Raw genomic sequence first — 17,490 nt, 5'->3', positions numbered from 1 at the left:
GTAAAGGTGGCTAAGTCTACTTAGCCACATCCTATTAGCTAAAGACTATTTACTTTTATTTTTTCAAGAATAAAGTTCATGAATATTATTAATTATCAAAATATTTAGAATATAGATGTAAAAGGTGGGAAGTCAATTGTTAAAAAAAGTGGCTAATATTGTTAGAGGTTTAGCAGCTGATGCTGTACAACAAGCTAATTCAGGTCATCCAGGAATGCCTATTGGTTGTGCTGATATAGGGGCATTACTTTTTGGGGAAATAATGAATTATGATCCTAGAAGTCCCAAGTGGCCTAATCGAGATAGATTTATCCTTTCAGCAGGACATGGCTCAGTTTTATTATATTCATTACTACACTTGTCAGGCTATGATTTATCATTAGATGATTTAAAGAATTTTAGACAATTAGATTCTAAAACGCCTGGTCACCCTGAATATGGAGAGACTGCAGGTGTAGATACTACAACAGGACCATTAGGACAAGGACTTGCTAATGCAGTGGGAATGGCTGTAGCAGAAAGAATGCTTGCTAAACGTTATAATACAGATAAGTTTAACTTAATTGATCATTATACCTATACCATTTTAGGTGATGGGTGTATGATGGAAGGAGTTGTGGCAGAAGCAGTTTCTTTAGCAGGTCATTTAGGTTTAGGAAAGTTAGTTGCTATTTATGATAGTAATGATATTTGTATCGGTGGTAATATTAACTTAACCTTTACTGAGGATGTAGCAAAGAGATTTGAGGCTGCTGATTGGCATGTTATTGATAATGTTGATGGTCATGATATTATAGCTTTAAAAAAGGCGATAGAAGAAGCTAAAAAGGTTAGTGATAAACCAACTTTAATAGTTGCTAAAACACATATTGCTTATGGATCACCTACTAAGCAGGATAGTAATGTGGCTCATGGTGCTCCTTTAGGAGAAGAAGAGATTAGAGGTTTAAAAGAGAAATTTAATTTACCTAAGCGTAAATTTTATGTATCAGATAAGGTTAAAGAATTTTTCTCTATTCGTCAAAAAGAAATGAAAACCAACAGAGAGCAATGGGAAGAATTATTTAATCAATGGACTCGAGTTAATCCAGAATTAAAAGCAGAATGGGATTTAGGTCATAATTTAGAATTACCAGTTGATTTAACAGAAGCTATTGAAGAATTAGAAATAAAGACACCTATTGCTACCAGAAAGGCATCTGGAGAAATATTACAGAAGATTGCTGATAAAGTAACTTATTTAGTTGGTGGCTCAGCAGATTTGGCTCCATCGACTAAAACTTATCTTAGTAAGTATAGTGAAATACAGGCAGATAATTATGAAGGGCGTAACTTCCGTTTTGGAGTTAGAGAACATGCGATGGGCGCTATTGCTAATGGAATTTCAGTTCACGGCGGTTTAAGACCTTTTGTAGCAACCTTTTTTGTTTTCTCTGATTATATGAGACCTGCCATAAGAATGGCAGCTTTAATGAAACAGCCTGTAATTTATGTCTTAACTCATGATTCAATTTATTTAGGGGAAGATGGTCCAACTCATCAGCCAGTTGAACATCTAGAATCATTACGAGCTATTCCTAATTTGAAAGTACTTAGACCTGCTGATGCAGAAGAGACTAAAGTAGCATGGCTAGAGGCGATGAAACGAACAGATGGACCAACAGTTTTAGTTTTGACTAGACAGGGATTACCAAGCATTGATAAGGGTGAAGGTTTAAAAGATTTTGCTAAAGGTGCTTATGTTGTTAAAAGAGATCAAGATGCTGATTTATTCTTAATGGCAAGTGGTAGTGAAGTTGCTCTTGCTATAGATGTAGCTGAAATTTTGAAAGCTAAGGATAAAAGAGTACAAATAGTATCTGTTCCAGATAGAGATGAGTTTGTTAAACAGGATATTACTTATATAGAAGATTTATTAGGTAGTCAAGATAGTTTCAGAGTTGTACTTGAAGCTGGTATAAGTCAAGGTTGGTATAGATTATTAAATAATAGATATCATGTAGTAAGTATTGAGAGCTTTGGCGCCAGTGGACCAGCAGTAGAGTTAGCTGATAAATTTGGATTTAATGCTGAAAAGATTGCTAAAGATATTCTTAATAAACTTTAGTTAATTTAAAATGATGGGAAGGAGTTTTTGATATGGGAAAATTAAAAGAAATGCTTACTAAAGATACAATAGCTTTGAATCAATCTGCTAAAGATTGGGAAGAAGCTGTTAAGGTAGGAAGTAAACTTTTAGTAAATGTAGGAGTAGTCAAAGAAAGTTATATTGATGCAATTATTGAATGTACCCATGAAAATGGTCCTTATTATGTAATGGCGCCAGGCTTAGCTATGCCTCATGCTAGACCTGAAGCAGGAGTAATTAAGACTGGATTTAGTTTAATAACTTTAGATAAACCAGTTGAATTTGGACATGAAGGCAATGATCCAGTTGATACTTTAATTACTTTGGCAGCTGAAGATAATGAATCTCACATGGAAGCTATTCAAGAGGTGGTAATGTTATTTTCTGATGAAGAAGCTTTTGAAACTATCAGAAATGCTGAAGATATTCAAGAAGTGTTAGATTTATTAAATGAGGGGGGATTTAAATGAGTTCATTACCAAAGCTTCAAATTGCTTTAGATAATCAAACTTTAAGTGATGCAATTAAATCAATAAATGCAGTTGGAGAAGAGATAGATGTGGTTGAGGCAGGAACTATTTTATGCTTACAGGAAGGGATGGAAGTTGTAAGATGTCTTAGAGCACTTTATCCTGAGAAGATAATTTTAGCAGATACAAAATGTGCAGATGCAGGTGGGACAGTGGCTAAAAATTGTGCAGATGCAGGTGCAGATTGGATGACTGTTATCTGTTCTGCAACAATTCCAACGATGAAAGCAGCTTTAGCAGAAGTTGATGACTTACAAGTGGAGTTATATGGTGATTGGACTTTTGACCATGCTAGACAATGGAAGGAAGCGGGATTAAGTCAAGTTGTGTATCACCAAAGTAGAGATGCCTTAAATTCTGGAAAGAGCTGGGGAGATGAAGACCTTGATAAGCTTAAAAAGCTTAGTGAAATGGGCTTTAAAGTTTCAGTAACAGGTGGACTTAACCCTGATACTGTAAAATTATTCAAAGGAATAGATATATATTGTTTTATTGCTGGGAGAGGAATTAGAGATGCTGAAGATCCAATAGCAGCAGCCAGAGAGTTCAAAGCGGAAATTGCTAAATATTGGGGGAAATAAGGCTTTAAATTAGAAATCATCTAGTCCAGCAGGGTTAGATGATTTTTTTATAAAAGGGGTGGGATTATGCATAATTTGGATAAGCGACCACTAGGTCTTTATGAAAAAGCTTTACCTAATAAGATGGACTGGAAGACAAAACTGGAATCGGCTAAAGAAGCTGGTTTTGATTTTATTGAAATATCAGTTGATGAAAGTGATGGAAGGTTAGCCCGTTTAGATTGGAGTCAAAAGAAGAGGGATGAAATTAAAGAATTGATTGCTAGAACGGGTGTTAGAATTTCTTCTATGTGTTTAAGTGCTCATCGAAGATTTCCTTTTGGGAGTGAAGATGAGAAGACTAGAGAAAGAGCAAGAGAGATTATGGTTAAAGCAATTGAACTTTCTGTTGATTTAGGAATCAGAATTATTCAGTTAGCAGGATATGATGTTTATTATGAAGAGTCAAATGATAGAACTAAAGAGTTATTCTTAGAAGGGTTAAAAGAAGCGGTAACTTTAGCAAGTAGAGCTGGGGTGATTTTAGCTATTGAGATTATGGATACACAATTTTTAGGTACTATCACCAGAGTTATGAAATATATAAATGAATTAAAGTCACCTTGGCTTAAAATTTATCCTGATTTAGGTAATTTAAGTCAATGGGCTATTAATCCAGAAGGAGAATTAGAACTTGGTTTAGAGCATATTGTAGCAATTCATATTAAGGATACCAAGCCAGGGCTATTTAAATGTGTTCCTTTTGGAGAGGGAACAGTAGAATTCACTAAATTATTTAGTAAATTGAAGAAATTGGATTATCAAGGGGCATTCTTAATTGAAATGTGGGCAGATAATAATCAGTCTTATAATCAAAAGCGAGCTATTAAAGAAGTTAGAGAGGCTCGAATTTGGGTGGAAGAGAAAATGAAAAAAGGGGGATTATAATGTCTTTAGAGCAATTAAAAAAAGAAGTATTAGAAGCTAACTTAGAATTACCTAAGAAGGGGTTAGTAACTTATACTTGGGGTAATGTAAGCGGGATAGATAGAGACAAAGGTTTAGTTGTAATTAAAGCAAGTGGAGTTGCTTATGGTGAGATGACAGTAGATGATTTAGTAGTAGTAGACCTTAGAGGTAATAAGGTTGAAGGTAATTTAAATCCTTCTTCTGATACAGCTACTCATTTAGTATTATATAACAATTTTCTAGAGATTGGTGGTGTAGTTCATACTCATTCAACATGGGCAACAATCTGGGCTCAAGCAGGTAAAGCTATCCCTCATTTAGGTACCACTCATGCCGATTATTTTTATGGGAAAATTCCTTGCACTCGTCAGATGACTGAACAAGAGATTGAAGGAGAATATGAAAAGGAGACAGGAAACGTTATAGTTGAAACTTTTGAAGGTCTTAAAGCTTCTTATATTCCAGGAGTAGTTGTTAATAATCATGGTCCTTTTGCCTGGGGTAAAGATGCTAATGAGGCTGTTCATAATGTAGTAGTTATGGAAGAGGTGGCTAAGATGGCTTATCGTACTGTGAAGTTGAACCCTGAAGTTAAGAGTATACCTCAGAAATTATTAGATAAACATTTTTTGAGAAAGCATGGGGATAATGCTTATTATGGACAAAAATAAGAATGAATATCTTTTGTTAGAATATAGATAAACAATTTTAAAGTGAAACTTAATGGGGATATTGGGGCACTTTCAACCTTACCCCTTAGCCCCCTCTCCTTAACTAATGAGAGGGCTAGGGTGAGGTGTGAGTTCTAAAAATGTCGCATTATTGCTCTATATAACACATATTTAAGTTTGATTCTGAAGTCACAAGTCTATAATTATATAATAAAGAGGTGCCTTATGCAAAGAATTGGTGTGTTAACAAGTGGTGGTGATGCTCCAGGGATGAATGCTACCTTGCGAGCTGTGGTGAAGGCCGGTACATATCATAATTTAGAGGTTTTAGGAATCGAGGCTGGCTATATTGGACTTCTAGAGAAGAGGTATAGAAAGTTAGAAATATTAGATGTAGAAGAGATTGTCAGCTATGGGGGCACGATAATCAAGACTGGTAGAACCAAGGAGTTTCAAAGTGAGACAGGTTTTAAGAAGGCATTAGCTAATATCAAAAACCTAGAGCTAGATGGATTGGTGGTGATCGGTGGTAATGGTTCAATGAAGGGAGCGCAAAAGTTAGTAGATGCAGGAGTGAAGGTAATAGGTGTACCTGGAACCATTGATAATGATATTACAGGAACAGATTATGCTATTGGCTTTGATACTGCTTGTAATATCGTTACCGAGACAGTCGATAGAATTTTAGATACTGCTACCTCGTTAGTAGGAGATACTCCTCGGGTCTTTGTAATTGAGGTGATGGGTCGCCATTCTGGGGAGATTGCCATGAACTCTACCTTAGCAGGAAGTGTAGATGGACTATTAATTCCTGAGCTAGAGATAGATTATGATGAGGTTGCTGATAATTTAAAGAGAAAGTTTGAAATCGGTAAAAATTATGGGATTATTTTGATGGCTGAGGGTGTAGGAAAGGTTGATGATATTAGTAGAGAGCTAGAGATGCGCTTAGGGTATAAGATCAGAGAGACCTTGTTGGGTCATCAACAACGTGGTGGACGTCCAACGTTCTTTGATCGGGTCTTGGCAAGTAAGTTAGGAGCAGAGGCGGTTAATCAACTGGTTAAAGGAGAAAATGCTAAGATGGTAGGGGTTAGAAATAATGTAGTAGAGGCAGTAGATTTAGAGGTAGTAAATAGTGAGCAGAAGAGCTTCAATGATAAAAATTATGAGTTGACTAAGATGATCTGTTATTAAAATTAATAGAAAGAAGACAGTAGAATAGCTCAATATACTTATCGTTGAGTAAGTTTAAGATGGTTTCTAGGTCAGAGAAACCATCTTGTTTAATTTTTGGCGAAAATATTTTGTTAAAACCGATTTTCTATTAGATAATGTAAATTTTTCAAAAAGTTAAGCAAATAATTGTTTGAATGAAATTTAAACCATTAAATTAGTTTATTAACTTGATTTGGTATATTATACATGGTATAATTTTAACATAATATAAGAGATATAACTATTTGATCCTTTTAGTTATCATTTTTGGTATAAAAATATAATATATCTTTATTATTCCTGAAATAGCACACTTATTGAAAGATAAGGTCGCAAAGTTTTTGAGTCTAAGGTACAATTTTGTACTAAGATCGTCAGACTACCGAAAGAATAGTGAATAGAAAAGTAAGCAGTTCTATTCCTTTCATTTAGAGGGATAGGACTATTTATTTTTTTGTTATGCTGAAAAACATTTTTCAGCATAGTTAATAGATTTTTAAATAATTATTCAAAAACTTATATTCAGAGAGGGGATAGCTATGAAGATTATCAAAAAAAGTAGTTTTTATTTAGTAGTAAGTTTTTTATTAGTAATGGGTTTAAGTTTAACTGCTTATGCTCAGATTGAGGGGCAAGATACTTTATTTCAAATTTCAACAATCGATGCTTTATTACAAGGATTATATGATGGAGATATTACTGTTGGTCAATTGTTAGACCATGGTAACTTTGGTCTTGGAACTTTCCATGATTTAGATGGAGAGATGGTTATTTTAGATGGTGTAGCTTATCAAGTAAAATCTACTGGAGAGGTAAAAGAGGTTTCAGATATTGTCAAAACTCCTTTTGCTGTAGCTACATATTTTGATGAAGATAAAAGTGCTGTATTTAAGGGAGTAAAGGATATTGAGGAGCTTAAAAAAGAGTTAACAGAATTGTTGCCAAGTAAGAATATATTCTATGCTATTAAGATTGAAGGGGAATTTAAACATGTGAAGACTCGTAGTGTGCCTAAGCAGAGCAAGCCATATCCAAAGTTGGCTAAAATAGCGGCTACGCAACCAACCTTTGATTTTTATAATACCAAGGGAACATTAGTTGGTTTTTGGTCTCCATATTATGTTAATGGAATTAATGTTCCTAAATTTCATCTACACTTCATTAATGAAGACCGTACAGGTGGAGGGCATTTACTTGAATGCCAGTTAAAGCGTGGAGAAGTTCAAATTGATTATTCATCAGGCTTCCAATTAATCTTACCTCACAGTAATTCATTTAGAAAGATAAAGCTAAATGAAGAATCAGGCGAGGATTTAGAAGATGTTGAAGAGTAGAGTTTAACTCTAAATTAAATAAGCTTCCTCTTTTAGAGGGAGCTTATTTTTAAATTCTATAAAAGAGATTTTAAGGGGGAAGATAAATTGAAGAAGAAATTATTGATTTTATTGGTCTTAACATTAATGCTATTTGTTAATATTTCAGTAGGGTCTGCCGCTGAATTTAAAGAAGAATATAAACTTAGTGTAGTTGTTGGACCAGGGTTTCCTTGGGGAGCTGGGGCAGAAAGGTTTGTTGAGCTAGTAGAAGAGAGAACAGCAGGAAAGGTGAATATTAAACCTTATTTTGGTGGGAAACTCTTTGCAGGGAAGCAGACAAATGAATTTGCAATGTTACAGCAAGGACAGATAGATATGGCTATATCTTCTACTATTAACTGGTCATCTCAGGTTAAGGAGTTAAATGTCTTTTCTCTACCTTTTATGTATCAAGGCTATGATCAGATTGATGCCATCTATAGTGGTAAAACTGGAGAATATATTTTAAATACACTAGAAAAGAAGGGTGTTAAGGCATTTGGTTGGGGAGAAAATGGATTTCGTCAAATTACTAATAGTAAAAGAGCAATTACAAGTCCTGATGATTTGAGAGGACTTAGAGTTAGAGTAGTTGGGACACCTATCTTTTTTGATACCTATAATGCTTTAGGTGCAAGACCAGTAAGTATGCCTTGGGGATCAGCAATCAATGGGTTTAAGCAAGGTGTAGTTGATGGTCAAGAAAATCCATTATTGGGTGTAGAGATACCAGTTAAAATTTGGAACTATCATACTCATATTACCTTATGGAATTATCTATTTGATCCATTAGTGATTGGTATTAATAAAGATGTCTGGGATAATTTTGATAGTAAAACCCAAAATATTATTGAACAATCTGCTAAAGAAGCTTTAGAATATGAGCAGATGTTAGCAAGGATGGGTCTTGATGATGGTAGTGCATTGAATTATTTAAAAGAGAATAATGAAGAAGGTATATTTTCTTTTGAAGACCCTATAAAATTTATTGAGAGCAAAGGAATGAAGGTTAATACCTTATCTGCTGCACAATATGAAGCATTTAAAGCTAAGACAGAGCCGGTAAGAGCTAAATGGAGAAAGATAATTGGAGAAGAGTTATATCAAATTTTATTAAAAGATTTAGAAGGTAAATAATTATTGATAATAAGAGGTTTCTTTCATTGTTAGCTATAGAAAGAAACCTCTTATCTAGTATTTAGATAATAAAAGGAGGGAAATGTAATATTATGAAATTAAAGGAAGTAAACCTAAAGAATAATCTATCCTTTAAAGCTGTAGGTACTATAGTTGCTATCTTAGTAATTTCATTTCTAATCTTAGGGTTAATAGTCAATAATTCTGTATCAAAGGAGCTGACTAAATTAGCTCAAGAAAAGAATGAGGAGAAAGCAGATGGATTAAAGAATCAAATTGAGTCCTTTTTTTATAGAAAAGAAGAGATAATAAAATTGATTTCCCGCCAAGATTCTGTTAAGTATGCAAATGAATGGGCAGTCAGAGATCTATTTGAGAATTTAAAGGATGATTATCCTTATTTTGTAAGGCTATATCTTAGTACAAGCTTTGGTCAAAATTATTTTTATCCTGAAGATGAAGAGATCAACATTAATGATAAGCCTTGGTATCAAGAGATTAAAAATAGCAAAGATATTATGTGGAGCGATCTTCATTTAGATAAAGGGCTTAAGAAGCCATTAATTACTTTAGTAGCCCCTGTAATTAATGATAATGGTGATTTTATAGGAGCTTTGGGCATAGATATGTTGTTAACTCCTGTACAGAGTATGGTAATTGCTAGTTCAACTGATTCTAGTTATGTGTATGTTGCTAATAAAAATAATGAGGTCATTGCTCATCCAGATAAAGAGATGATTGAAAAGAGCTATGATTTAGGGCAAATTATAGATATGAACACTGTTAAGAGTAATAAAAGGGGAAGTGTGGAGTATTCTTTTAAAGATAAAGAAGTGATGGCTTCTTATGTATCACTACCTGTAATTGATGGGGTTATATTCGCCCAGAATTCAGTTGAGAAAGTTTATGAAAGTAAGAACAAGATTGGTAGACAAATTTTAATAGTAGATATTATTGTGTTAATTTTAGTGGCTATATTTATTTCTATCTTTATCAAGAAGTATCTAATAGATTTTATCTCTGAATTAATTAAGGTTATGAAGAAAGTTGCTCAGGGTAATTTGCAAGTAAGTATTGATTCTAAACGTAATGATGAAATAGGACAATTAGCAATAGAATTTAACTCTATGGTTGATAACTTAAAGAAGATTGTAATCGATGTTTTAGAAGCAGCTAGTGATATTTCATCAACTAGTGAAGAGTTATCTGCCTCTAGTCAAGAAGGTAATGCGACTATAGAGAATACTAGACAGCTTATAGCAGAAATATCAACAAGTATACAACAAATTTCTAGTAGTGTGCAAGAGGTCACCTCTTTTTCTAAAGAAGCTAGTTCTAAAACTGAAATAGGAAGTAGTAATATTAAAAATGCAGTAGTTAGTATCAAAGATATTAATCAAGTGGTAGGGGAGACTGTAGAGGTGATTAATCAGCTAGATAATGATTCACAGATGATCGAAAAGATTATTGATTTAATCAATAATATAGCTGAACAGACCAATCTATTAGCACTTAATGCATCTATTGAGGCAGCGAGAGCTGGGGAGTATGGACGAGGCTTTGCAGTAGTAGCAGATGAGATTAGAGAGCTAGCAGTAGAGACTAATAATGCAACATCAGAGATTTCCAATTTGGTAGTAGAGATTAAAGGTAAGTCTAAATCTGCTCTAAAAGCTATTAATCAAGTTGAATCAAAGACTAAAGATGGACAAGAGATTATAGAAAGTGCAGGCAATCTCTTTAAAGAGATCGAAGATTCTAGTGAAAGTACATTTACTCACCTTGAAAAGACTGCTGCTTCTAGTCAGAGTTTAGCAGATAATAGTCAAGAAATCATAAATGTTACTGATGATATCAGTAATATGTCTGCAGAGGTTACCTACTCTTCACAAGAGCTGGCTAATATGGCTCAGAAGTTACATGAATTGGTTGATAAATTTGAAGTTTAGATAAAAGATGATTAATTATGAGAAGGTAGTTTTCTTCTAAATAATTTGACTATTAGTTTGATATTTATCCGACACCTAAGTGTCTCTAAAATCCCCACTTCTATTAAGTGGGAGATAAGGGACACTATGGTTCTGGATTCGTTCTAGGGCCTTAGGTTCATCCTGTGGACATAAGTTTCAGAGGGAGATAAAAAACTCCCTCTGAAACTAAGAACTCACTTTATATAAAAAAGCAAGTTGGAGTTTTAAATCCAACTTGCTTTTTTTGAATTTATTTAGCTTCTTTTAATGCTTTATCGTAGGTCTTTCTGTCCACCCATTCTTCTTTCTTACCTTTATTCCACTGACTTACAGGTGTTAAGAATCCAACTACACGAGAATAAACCTCACATTTTTGACGTTTTCTATTTTCCATATCCTGTGTCACCTCCTTTTAATTACGAATTCCTACCTTGACTACATAGGGAGAAACTATCTCTTTAAATTTATTTAATTTATCAGGGGGAAAGGAGCTTAATTCTTCCAACCCTTTATCCAGAGTATTAATTGGTCTAAAGTTTTGAATATAATAACGTTCTGCTCCAGCGATTAATTCCCCGATATCTTTAAAGTCCTGTTCTGTATGTAGAGTAGGGACTACTGTAGTTCTAAACTCATAATCTATCTTAGAACTTTTAATTAATTCGATACTTTTTTTAACTTTATCTAGATTACACTCTCCAACTACTGCAGAGTAGCTTTGCAGAGATGATTTGATGTCCATTGCTATATAATCTAATAAATTAGCTGCAAGTAATTCTGCCAGGATATCAGGGTTACTTCCGTTTGTATCAAGCTTGACCTTTAATCCTGTAGCTTTAATTTCTTTGATAAAGTCTATCAGCCCTGGTTGTAGAGTTGGCTCTCCTCCAGTAATAGAGATTCCATCGATTAATTTTTTTCTCTTTTCTATAAAGTTCCATAAATCTTCTAAAGATAGATAAGAAGATCTCTCTGAGCTATTAGCAATCAATGATGCATTATGACAATAAGGGCATTTATAGTTACATCCTTGAGTAAAAACTACAGTAGCAATATGCTCAGGATAATCGATTAAACTTGTCCGTTGCAAACCAGCTATCTTCATCTTAAAACAACCTTTCTAAGCACTCTGTTCTTCTTCAAACTCCATTTCAGCATCACATTTAGGGCAATATTCATGCTCTCCATCTAAATACCCATGAACAGGGCAGACACTAAAGGTTGGAGTAATGGAGTAGTATGGTAACTCAAAATTGTCAGCGATATTCTTAACTAGCTTCTTCACCGATTGAATAGATGGCATCCTTTCACCTAAGAAACCATGAACAACGGTTCCGCCAGTATATCTCTTCTGCAATTCATCCTGTAGCTCTAAACTTTCAAAGATATCATCGGTATAACCTACAGGTAATTGTGTTGAGTTAGTATAGTATGGGTCTGCACCTTCAGCTCTGACTCTATCCTCATTGGCACAGATGATATCATTAGCAAACTTCTTCTTATCCAAATTAGCAAAACGATAAGAGGTACCTTCAGCAGGAGTGGCCTCTAAGTTATAGATATTGCCAGTATCCTCTTGATACTCTACTAGCTTATTACGCATAGCATCCATTATTCTAATAGAGAAGTCTCTAGCTTCTGGGTGAGTAATATCTTTGCCCATAAAGTTGATTACAGCTTCATTCATACCATTTAATCCAATAGTATTGAAGTGGTTCTTCCAGTACTCATCAAAACGCATTTTAACATTACGGAGGTAGAACTTACTATAAGGATATAATCCTTTATCAGTCAATCTCTCTAATATCTTTCTTTTAATCTCTAAGCTCTCTTGAGCTAAATCCATTAAAGCATAAGTACGTTTAATGAAATCCTCTTCATCTTCAGCTAGGTAACCGATTCGTGGCATATTTAAAGTTACAACACCGATACTTCCAGTCATTGGGTTGGCACCAAATAATCCTCCACCACGTTTTCTAAGCTCAGTGTTGTCAAGTCTAAGACGGCAGCACATACTTCTAACATCATCAGGCTTCATATCAGAGTTGACGAAGTTACTGAAATATGGAATACCATACTTAGCAGTCATCTCCCAAACTGGCTCTAAGATCTCATTATCCCAATCAAAGTCTTTGGTGATATTGTAAGTTGGAATAGGGAAGCTGAATACTCTACCCTTAGAATCACCTTCTAACATGATTTCAGCAAAGGCCTTATTTAACATATCCATCTCTGTTTGGAACTCTTTATAAGTCTTATCTTGAGCCTCTCCACCGATAATTACTGGTTCATCAGCTATAATCCCTGGACAAACCAAATCCATAGTGATATTTGTAAAAGGTGTTTGGAAACCTACTCTAGTAGGTACATTTAAGTTAAAGATAAATTCTTGCATAGCTTGTTTAACCTCATTATAGGTCAAATTATCATATTTGATAAAAGGAGCTAAGTATGTGTCAAAGCTTGAAAAGGCTTGAGCTCCAGCACTCTCCCCTTGTAATGTATAGAAGAAGTTTACTGCTTGTAATAAAGCAGTTCTAAAATGCTTTGGTGGCTTACTTTCTACTTTGGTAGAGACTCCACCAAATCCATTAAGTAGTAAGTCCTTTAAATCCCAACCACAGCAATAGACACTTAAGTGGCTTAGATCATGGATATGCATATCTCCTGAAAGGTGCTTATCTCTGATTTCTTGAGGATAAATCTCTTGTAACCAATATTGTGCTGTAATCTCAGAAGCAATATGGTTATTAAGTCCTTGTAAGGAATAACCCATATTACTATTCTCATTTACCTTCCAATCGCTCCGATCTAGATAATTATCTATAGTCTTAAGAGCATCGGTAAATAGTTGTTCAGTATCTCTTAGCTTAGCATGTTGTTCTCTATAAAGGATATATGCTTTAGCAATAGCAGCATAGCCTTTTTCAATTAGAATCTTCTCTACTAGATCTTGTACCTGTTCTACTGTTGGAATACCATCTTCTTTAAAGAAAATCTTTAGATAATCGACTACCTCTTGACTGATCTCTTCTCCAATGATATCTGATTCTACTCCAACTGCCTTAGCTGCTCTACTAATTGCTTCTTTAATCTTTTCTTTCTTAAAAGGAACATTCTTTCCATTTCGTTTCTTTATGTACTTATTAACCATTAATTTACCTCCTATAACATTAAATCATATTTCTAATTTTATCTTATTTAAATTTGTCTGTCAACATTCAAACAACAACATATAGTGGTGAGAAATAAAGTATACACTATATATTGTACTTTTATTAATATTATCTAAAAAATTTAATTTGATTCTTAGAATTTTTTTCTTGGGAAGGAGATTGAATCTAATAATCTTAAAAGTAAGTCAATCTAAGATTAAAGTGAAAATCAAAAAGTTAGTTACTTCGACCTAGTGTCAGTTAGAGGTAGTAGAATAAAAGCAACTAGAATAAAAGCAACTAGAATAAATCTGATTTTCAGAATTTACTTTTAAAATTTTCAAAATAGTTATAAGTATCTTATCAAAATTATTAATTAATTTCTTATTGATATAAGAGATTATCTTTATTCTTATTTCTTATTAACTATTAAAAGCTAGTGTATTATATAAAGCGACAAGGCTAATTTTATCTCATCTACTTTTATATGTCAAACTCAACAAGGTCAAGATATAGTGTACTGAATCTGTTATAGTACTATATATTGACCCTTATTATCATTATCTAAAGATTTCTATTTAATTCTTGTTATTTTTTTCTTATAGTCAAATGCACACTTTTAGATTTAGTACATATTATGGAGTGAAAGTAAGTTAACCTTGGTTAAGATTATTAGTCTAAACTAATAAATTAAGGGGGTGAAGATAATGTTATTAACTCAACTACCTTTAGGAGTAATCTCTGAGGTAGTAAGCTTAGAAGCAGAGGGGATTAAAAGGAGGAGATTATTGGACTTGGGCTTGATTCCAGGGACACAGATAATAGCTAAAAGGAGAAGCCCTTCTGGAGACCCAACTGCATATTTAATTAGAGGGACAGTAATTGCTTTAAGAAGTGAAGAGACCAATTTAATTAAAGTGAGGTGATGGTTATTAAAGTTATCAACCTTATTTTAGATGGTTTTATATATAAATTATAAATAGGGGGTATATATTATGGGTTTAACAGCTAAATCAAGTGGATTGAATCTGTTAAGGGAAACATTTAATCTGGATGTTGAGAGGAATAATCCTATAATTGCTCTGGCCGGTAATCCTAATACAGGTAAGAGTACAGTCTTTAATGCTTTAACTGGATTAAAACAGCACACAGGAAATTGGCCTGGCAAAACTGTAACTCAGGCACAAGGATATTATGAAAATCAAGGTCAAGAATATACGTTAGTAGATCTACCAGGTACTTATTCATTGTTAGCAAGTTCAACTGAGGAGATGGTAGCTAGAGATTTTATCTGCTTTGCTAAGCCAGATGCCACTATAGTTGTAGCAGATGCTACTAATTTGGAGCGCAATCTTAATCTGGTACTACAGGTTACTGAGCTGACCGATAATGTAGTCTTGTGCCTAAATTTGATGGATGAGGCAGAGCGAAAGAATATTAAAATAGATATTAAAGGTTTAGAAGAGGAGTTAGGAATACCAGTGATTCCCACTATAGCCCGTGATGGGATAGGGCTAAATGATCTTAAAAATATGGTAACAGCTATAGTTAATCAGGATAAGCAGATTAAACCAGTTAAAGTTAAATACTCTCCTCAAATTGAAGCAGCAGTTGAAGAGTTATTACCAGAGATAAAGAATACTTTAGGAGAACTATCAGAAGGGTTAAATTTGCGTTGGCTGGCTTTAAGATTATTGGAAGGGGATCAGACTATCTTAGATTCAATGCAGAATCATTACTTTAGAGAGAATTTAAAGGGTGGAGTTGATTGCTATGGAGTTGACTAAGATTAAAGATTTTAATGAGCTATTATCTAATATCTCAGATTCTTTGAATGGAAAGCAAAGAGAGCAACTAAGAGATCAGATAGTTAAGGATATTTATAGTAATGCAGAAGTAATAGCTGATAATAATGTCAGCATGCAAGGAGAGCAGACTGGAATAGGAGAAAAAATAGATGATATTTTAACATCTAAGTGGCTTGGCTTTCCGATTATGCTTCTGATGTTAGGAGGAGTTTTCTGGTTAACGATTGTGGGAGCTAACTATCCATCGGCAATGTTAGGAGAATTTTTATTCTGGGTTGAAGGTCATCTTAGTAATTTATTTATGGCTGTTGGAGCACCTAATTGGTTACATGGTATTTTAGTTGAGGGAATGTATAGAACTCTAGCTTGGGTCATTTCAGTTATGTTACCACCAATGGCTATCTTCTTTCCGATTTTTACCTTGCTAGAGGATCTGGGATATTTACCTAGGGTAGCCTTTAATCTCGACAATTTATTTAAAAAATCAGGAGCTAATGGTAAACAGTCTCTGACAATGAGTATGGGCTTTGGTTGTAATGCAGCAGGAGTGATTGCAGCTAGAATCATTGAATCGCCACGGGAGAAGTTATTAGCTATCTTGACCAATAACTTTGTCCCTTGTAATGGGCGTTTTCCCACATTATTGATATTATCGATGATTTTTATGGGAACTGTCGGTGGAAGGGGAAGCTCTCTTTTAGCAGCAGGGATAGTAGTTCTGTTAGTTTTAATTGGTATTGCTATTACCTTGCTGGTCTCTTGGATATTATCTAAAACCATCTTAAAAGGTATCCCTTCTTCATTTACTTTAGAATTACCACCTTACCGTAAACCACAAATTGGTAGAGTTTTAGTTCGCTCTTTTATAGATAGAACCTTATTTGTACTCTGGAGAGCGATAGTAGTAGCAGCACCAGCAGGAGGAATAGTTTGGTTGTTGGCTAACAATACAATTGGTGGAGTGAGTATTATTGATTATGTAGCTAATTTGATTGATCCTTTTGCCACGCTGATTGGCTTAGATGGAGTTATCTTAATGGCATTTATCTTAGGGCTACCTGCTAATGAGATTGTATTACCGATATTAGTCATGAGTTATCTCTCCTTAGGGTCTATGATTGAGCCTGATAGTGCCGATGCTTTAAGGGGGATATTAGTAAACAATGGTTGGACTTGGGTTACAGCACTCTGTACTATGCTATTTTCCTTATTACATTTCCCTTGTGGAACTACGATACTGACGATTAAGAAGGAGACTAATAGCTGGAAATGGGCAATCTTTGGTGCTGTGATGCCATTGACTGTGGCAATTATAGTTACTTTCTTGGTCAATCAGATATTTACTACATTATTTTTATAGAATTATAAGGTAGGGGGTAGTAGACCTCTACCTTTTGCGATAGCTATTGTTTTTTTCTCTAAATTCTAACAACTCTTTCTGTAATTCTGGTTTTCTCTTCAAAAACTCTACTAAAGATGTAATAGCAGAGACAGTATCTTTGGAAAGATAATGCTCCATTGCTTCTGCTTCTTCTGCTTTATTACACTTACTACCAATTATCTCTACAAACTCTTGTAAGGTCTTATTTCTTCTAACTAGAAATTCACCTAATTTTTCTCCTTTACTAGTTAGTTCTATGTTCTTATAGGGTTCATGGTTTAAGTAACCTTTTTTATTCAATCTTTTAACTGCCTTCGTCACCGATGGTAGTGAGACTTTGAGCTTTTCTGCTATATCTGTAGTCCTAACAAAACCTAATTCTTTATCAAAACGATAAATCTCTTCTAAATAGTCCTCTAAACTGGGAGAAAGCATTTATCTACACTCCTTCATTTTTTATCTTATAATTATTTGCTTAATTGTAAAATGAACTTGAACTAATAAAAATTAATAAAAAAATGCCCATAGTAGACCAAACTGTAATATAATTAGATCACCACAAAATAACTAATTACAGGCAGGTGCATACTATGGACTACTTAAATGAT

General features: G+C 34.1%; 16 protein-coding genes and 1 riboswitch. Of the genes, 12 read left to right on the top strand and 4 right to left on the bottom strand.

What is annotated here, in order from left to right; translation table 11 throughout:
* Positions 1-136: 136 nt before the first annotated feature.
* The 9 genes from tkt to BX659_RS00035 all read left to right on the top strand — a co-directional run bounded on the left by tkt (position 137) and on the right by BX659_RS00035 (position 10,517).
* Positions 137-2,107, top strand: a complete 1,971-nt coding sequence (gene tkt, locus BX659_RS00075; RefSeq protein ID WP_097016632.1) for a transketolase — start codon at positions 137-139, stop codon at positions 2,105-2,107.
* 32 nt (positions 2,108-2,139) lie between these two features.
* Positions 2,140-2,598: a PTS sugar transporter subunit IIA gene (locus BX659_RS00070; protein ID WP_097016633.1), complete on the top strand. Its 459-nt coding sequence runs from the start codon at positions 2,140-2,142 to the stop codon at positions 2,596-2,598.
* A complete protein-coding gene (locus BX659_RS00065) occupies positions 2,595-3,239 on the top strand; it encodes a 3-keto-L-gulonate-6-phosphate decarboxylase UlaD (protein ID WP_097016634.1) in 645 nt (214 codons plus the stop codon). Before BX659_RS00070 ends, BX659_RS00065 begins: the two co-directional genes overlap by 4 nt.
* Positions 3,240-3,305: 66 nt before the next feature.
* Positions 3,306-4,166 (top strand): L-ribulose-5-phosphate 3-epimerase, encoded by an 861-nt coding sequence (locus BX659_RS00060; protein ID WP_172431815.1) that lies wholly within the window; start codon positions 3,306-3,308, stop codon positions 4,164-4,166.
* Positions 4,166-4,858 (top strand): L-ribulose-5-phosphate 4-epimerase, encoded by a 693-nt coding sequence (araD, locus tag BX659_RS00055; RefSeq protein WP_097016635.1) that lies wholly within the window; start codon positions 4,166-4,168, stop codon positions 4,856-4,858. Before BX659_RS00060 ends, araD begins: the two co-directional genes overlap by 1 nt.
* A gap of 225 nt (positions 4,859-5,083) precedes the next feature.
* Positions 5,084-6,055: an ATP-dependent 6-phosphofructokinase gene (locus BX659_RS00050; protein WP_097016636.1), complete on the top strand. Its 972-nt coding sequence runs from the start codon at positions 5,084-5,086 to the stop codon at positions 6,053-6,055.
* Between the two features lie 318 nt (positions 6,056-6,373).
* A riboswitch (cyclic di-GMP riboswitch) is annotated at positions 6,374-6,463 on the top strand.
* Between the two features lie 152 nt (positions 6,464-6,615).
* A complete protein-coding gene (budA, locus tag BX659_RS00045; RefSeq protein ID WP_097016637.1) occupies positions 6,616-7,410 on the top strand; it encodes an acetolactate decarboxylase in 795 nt (264 codons plus the stop codon).
* An 87-nt stretch (positions 7,411-7,497) separates the two neighbouring features.
* Positions 7,498-8,568 carry a DctP family TRAP transporter solute-binding subunit gene (locus BX659_RS00040; RefSeq protein WP_216358742.1) on the top strand — a complete coding sequence of 357 codons (1,071 nt, stop codon included), beginning with the start codon at positions 7,498-7,500 and terminating at the stop codon, positions 8,566-8,568.
* Between the two features lie 92 nt (positions 8,569-8,660).
* On the top strand, positions 8,661-10,517 hold the full coding sequence (locus tag BX659_RS00035; protein WP_097016638.1) for a methyl-accepting chemotaxis protein: 1,857 nt from the start codon (positions 8,661-8,663) through the stop codon (positions 10,515-10,517).
* Positions 10,518-10,788: 271 nt separating this feature from the next.
* Here BX659_RS00035 and nrdD read toward each other — a convergent pair whose 3' ends face one another.
* From nrdD to BX659_RS00025, 3 genes are read right to left on the bottom strand one after another with little or no spacing between them, the layout of a single operon-like run.
* On the bottom strand, positions 10,789-10,932 hold the full coding sequence (gene nrdD / locus BX659_RS18765; RefSeq protein WP_143786648.1) for an anaerobic ribonucleoside-triphosphate reductase: 144 nt from the start codon (positions 10,930-10,932) through the stop codon (positions 10,789-10,791).
* An 18-nt stretch (positions 10,933-10,950) separates the two neighbouring features.
* A complete protein-coding gene (locus BX659_RS00030; RefSeq protein WP_106231471.1) occupies positions 10,951-11,643 on the bottom strand; it encodes an anaerobic ribonucleoside-triphosphate reductase activating protein in 693 nt (230 codons plus the stop codon).
* Between the two features lie 15 nt (positions 11,644-11,658).
* Positions 11,659-13,692 carry a ribonucleoside triphosphate reductase gene (locus tag BX659_RS00025; RefSeq protein ID WP_106231470.1) on the bottom strand — a complete coding sequence of 678 codons (2,034 nt, stop codon included), beginning with the start codon at positions 13,690-13,692 and terminating at the stop codon, positions 11,659-11,661.
* 708 nt (positions 13,693-14,400) lie between these two features.
* Here BX659_RS00025 and BX659_RS00020 point away from each other — a divergent pair.
* The 3 genes from BX659_RS00020 (at position 14,401) to BX659_RS00010 (ending at position 16,861) form a co-directional block, all read left to right on the top strand.
* Complete coding sequence (locus tag BX659_RS00020) at positions 14,401-14,619, top strand: FeoA family protein (RefSeq protein ID WP_106231468.1); 219 nt, start codon at positions 14,401-14,403, stop codon at positions 14,617-14,619.
* 69 nt (positions 14,620-14,688) lie between these two features.
* Complete coding sequence (locus BX659_RS00015) at positions 14,689-15,480, top strand: FeoB small GTPase domain-containing protein (RefSeq protein ID WP_106231466.1); 792 nt, start codon at positions 14,689-14,691, stop codon at positions 15,478-15,480.
* Positions 15,467-16,861: a nucleoside recognition domain-containing protein gene (locus BX659_RS00010; RefSeq protein WP_106231465.1), complete on the top strand. Its 1,395-nt coding sequence runs from the start codon at positions 15,467-15,469 to the stop codon at positions 16,859-16,861. The genes BX659_RS00015 and BX659_RS00010 overlap by 14 nt, the downstream gene beginning before the upstream one ends.
* 27 nt (positions 16,862-16,888) lie before the next feature.
* Here BX659_RS00010 and BX659_RS00005 read toward each other — a convergent pair whose 3' ends face one another.
* Positions 16,889-17,317: a metal-dependent transcriptional regulator gene (locus BX659_RS00005; protein ID WP_097016644.1), complete on the bottom strand. Its 429-nt coding sequence runs from the start codon at positions 17,315-17,317 to the stop codon at positions 16,889-16,891.
* Between the last annotated feature and the right edge of the window lie 173 nt (positions 17,318-17,490).

Source organism: Orenia metallireducens (assembly GCF_003001995.1).
Classification (GTDB): Bacteria; Bacillota; Halanaerobiia; order Halobacteroidales; family Halobacteroidaceae; genus Orenia; species Orenia metallireducens_B.
This window is presented reverse-complemented; position numbering and strand designations above follow the sequence as displayed.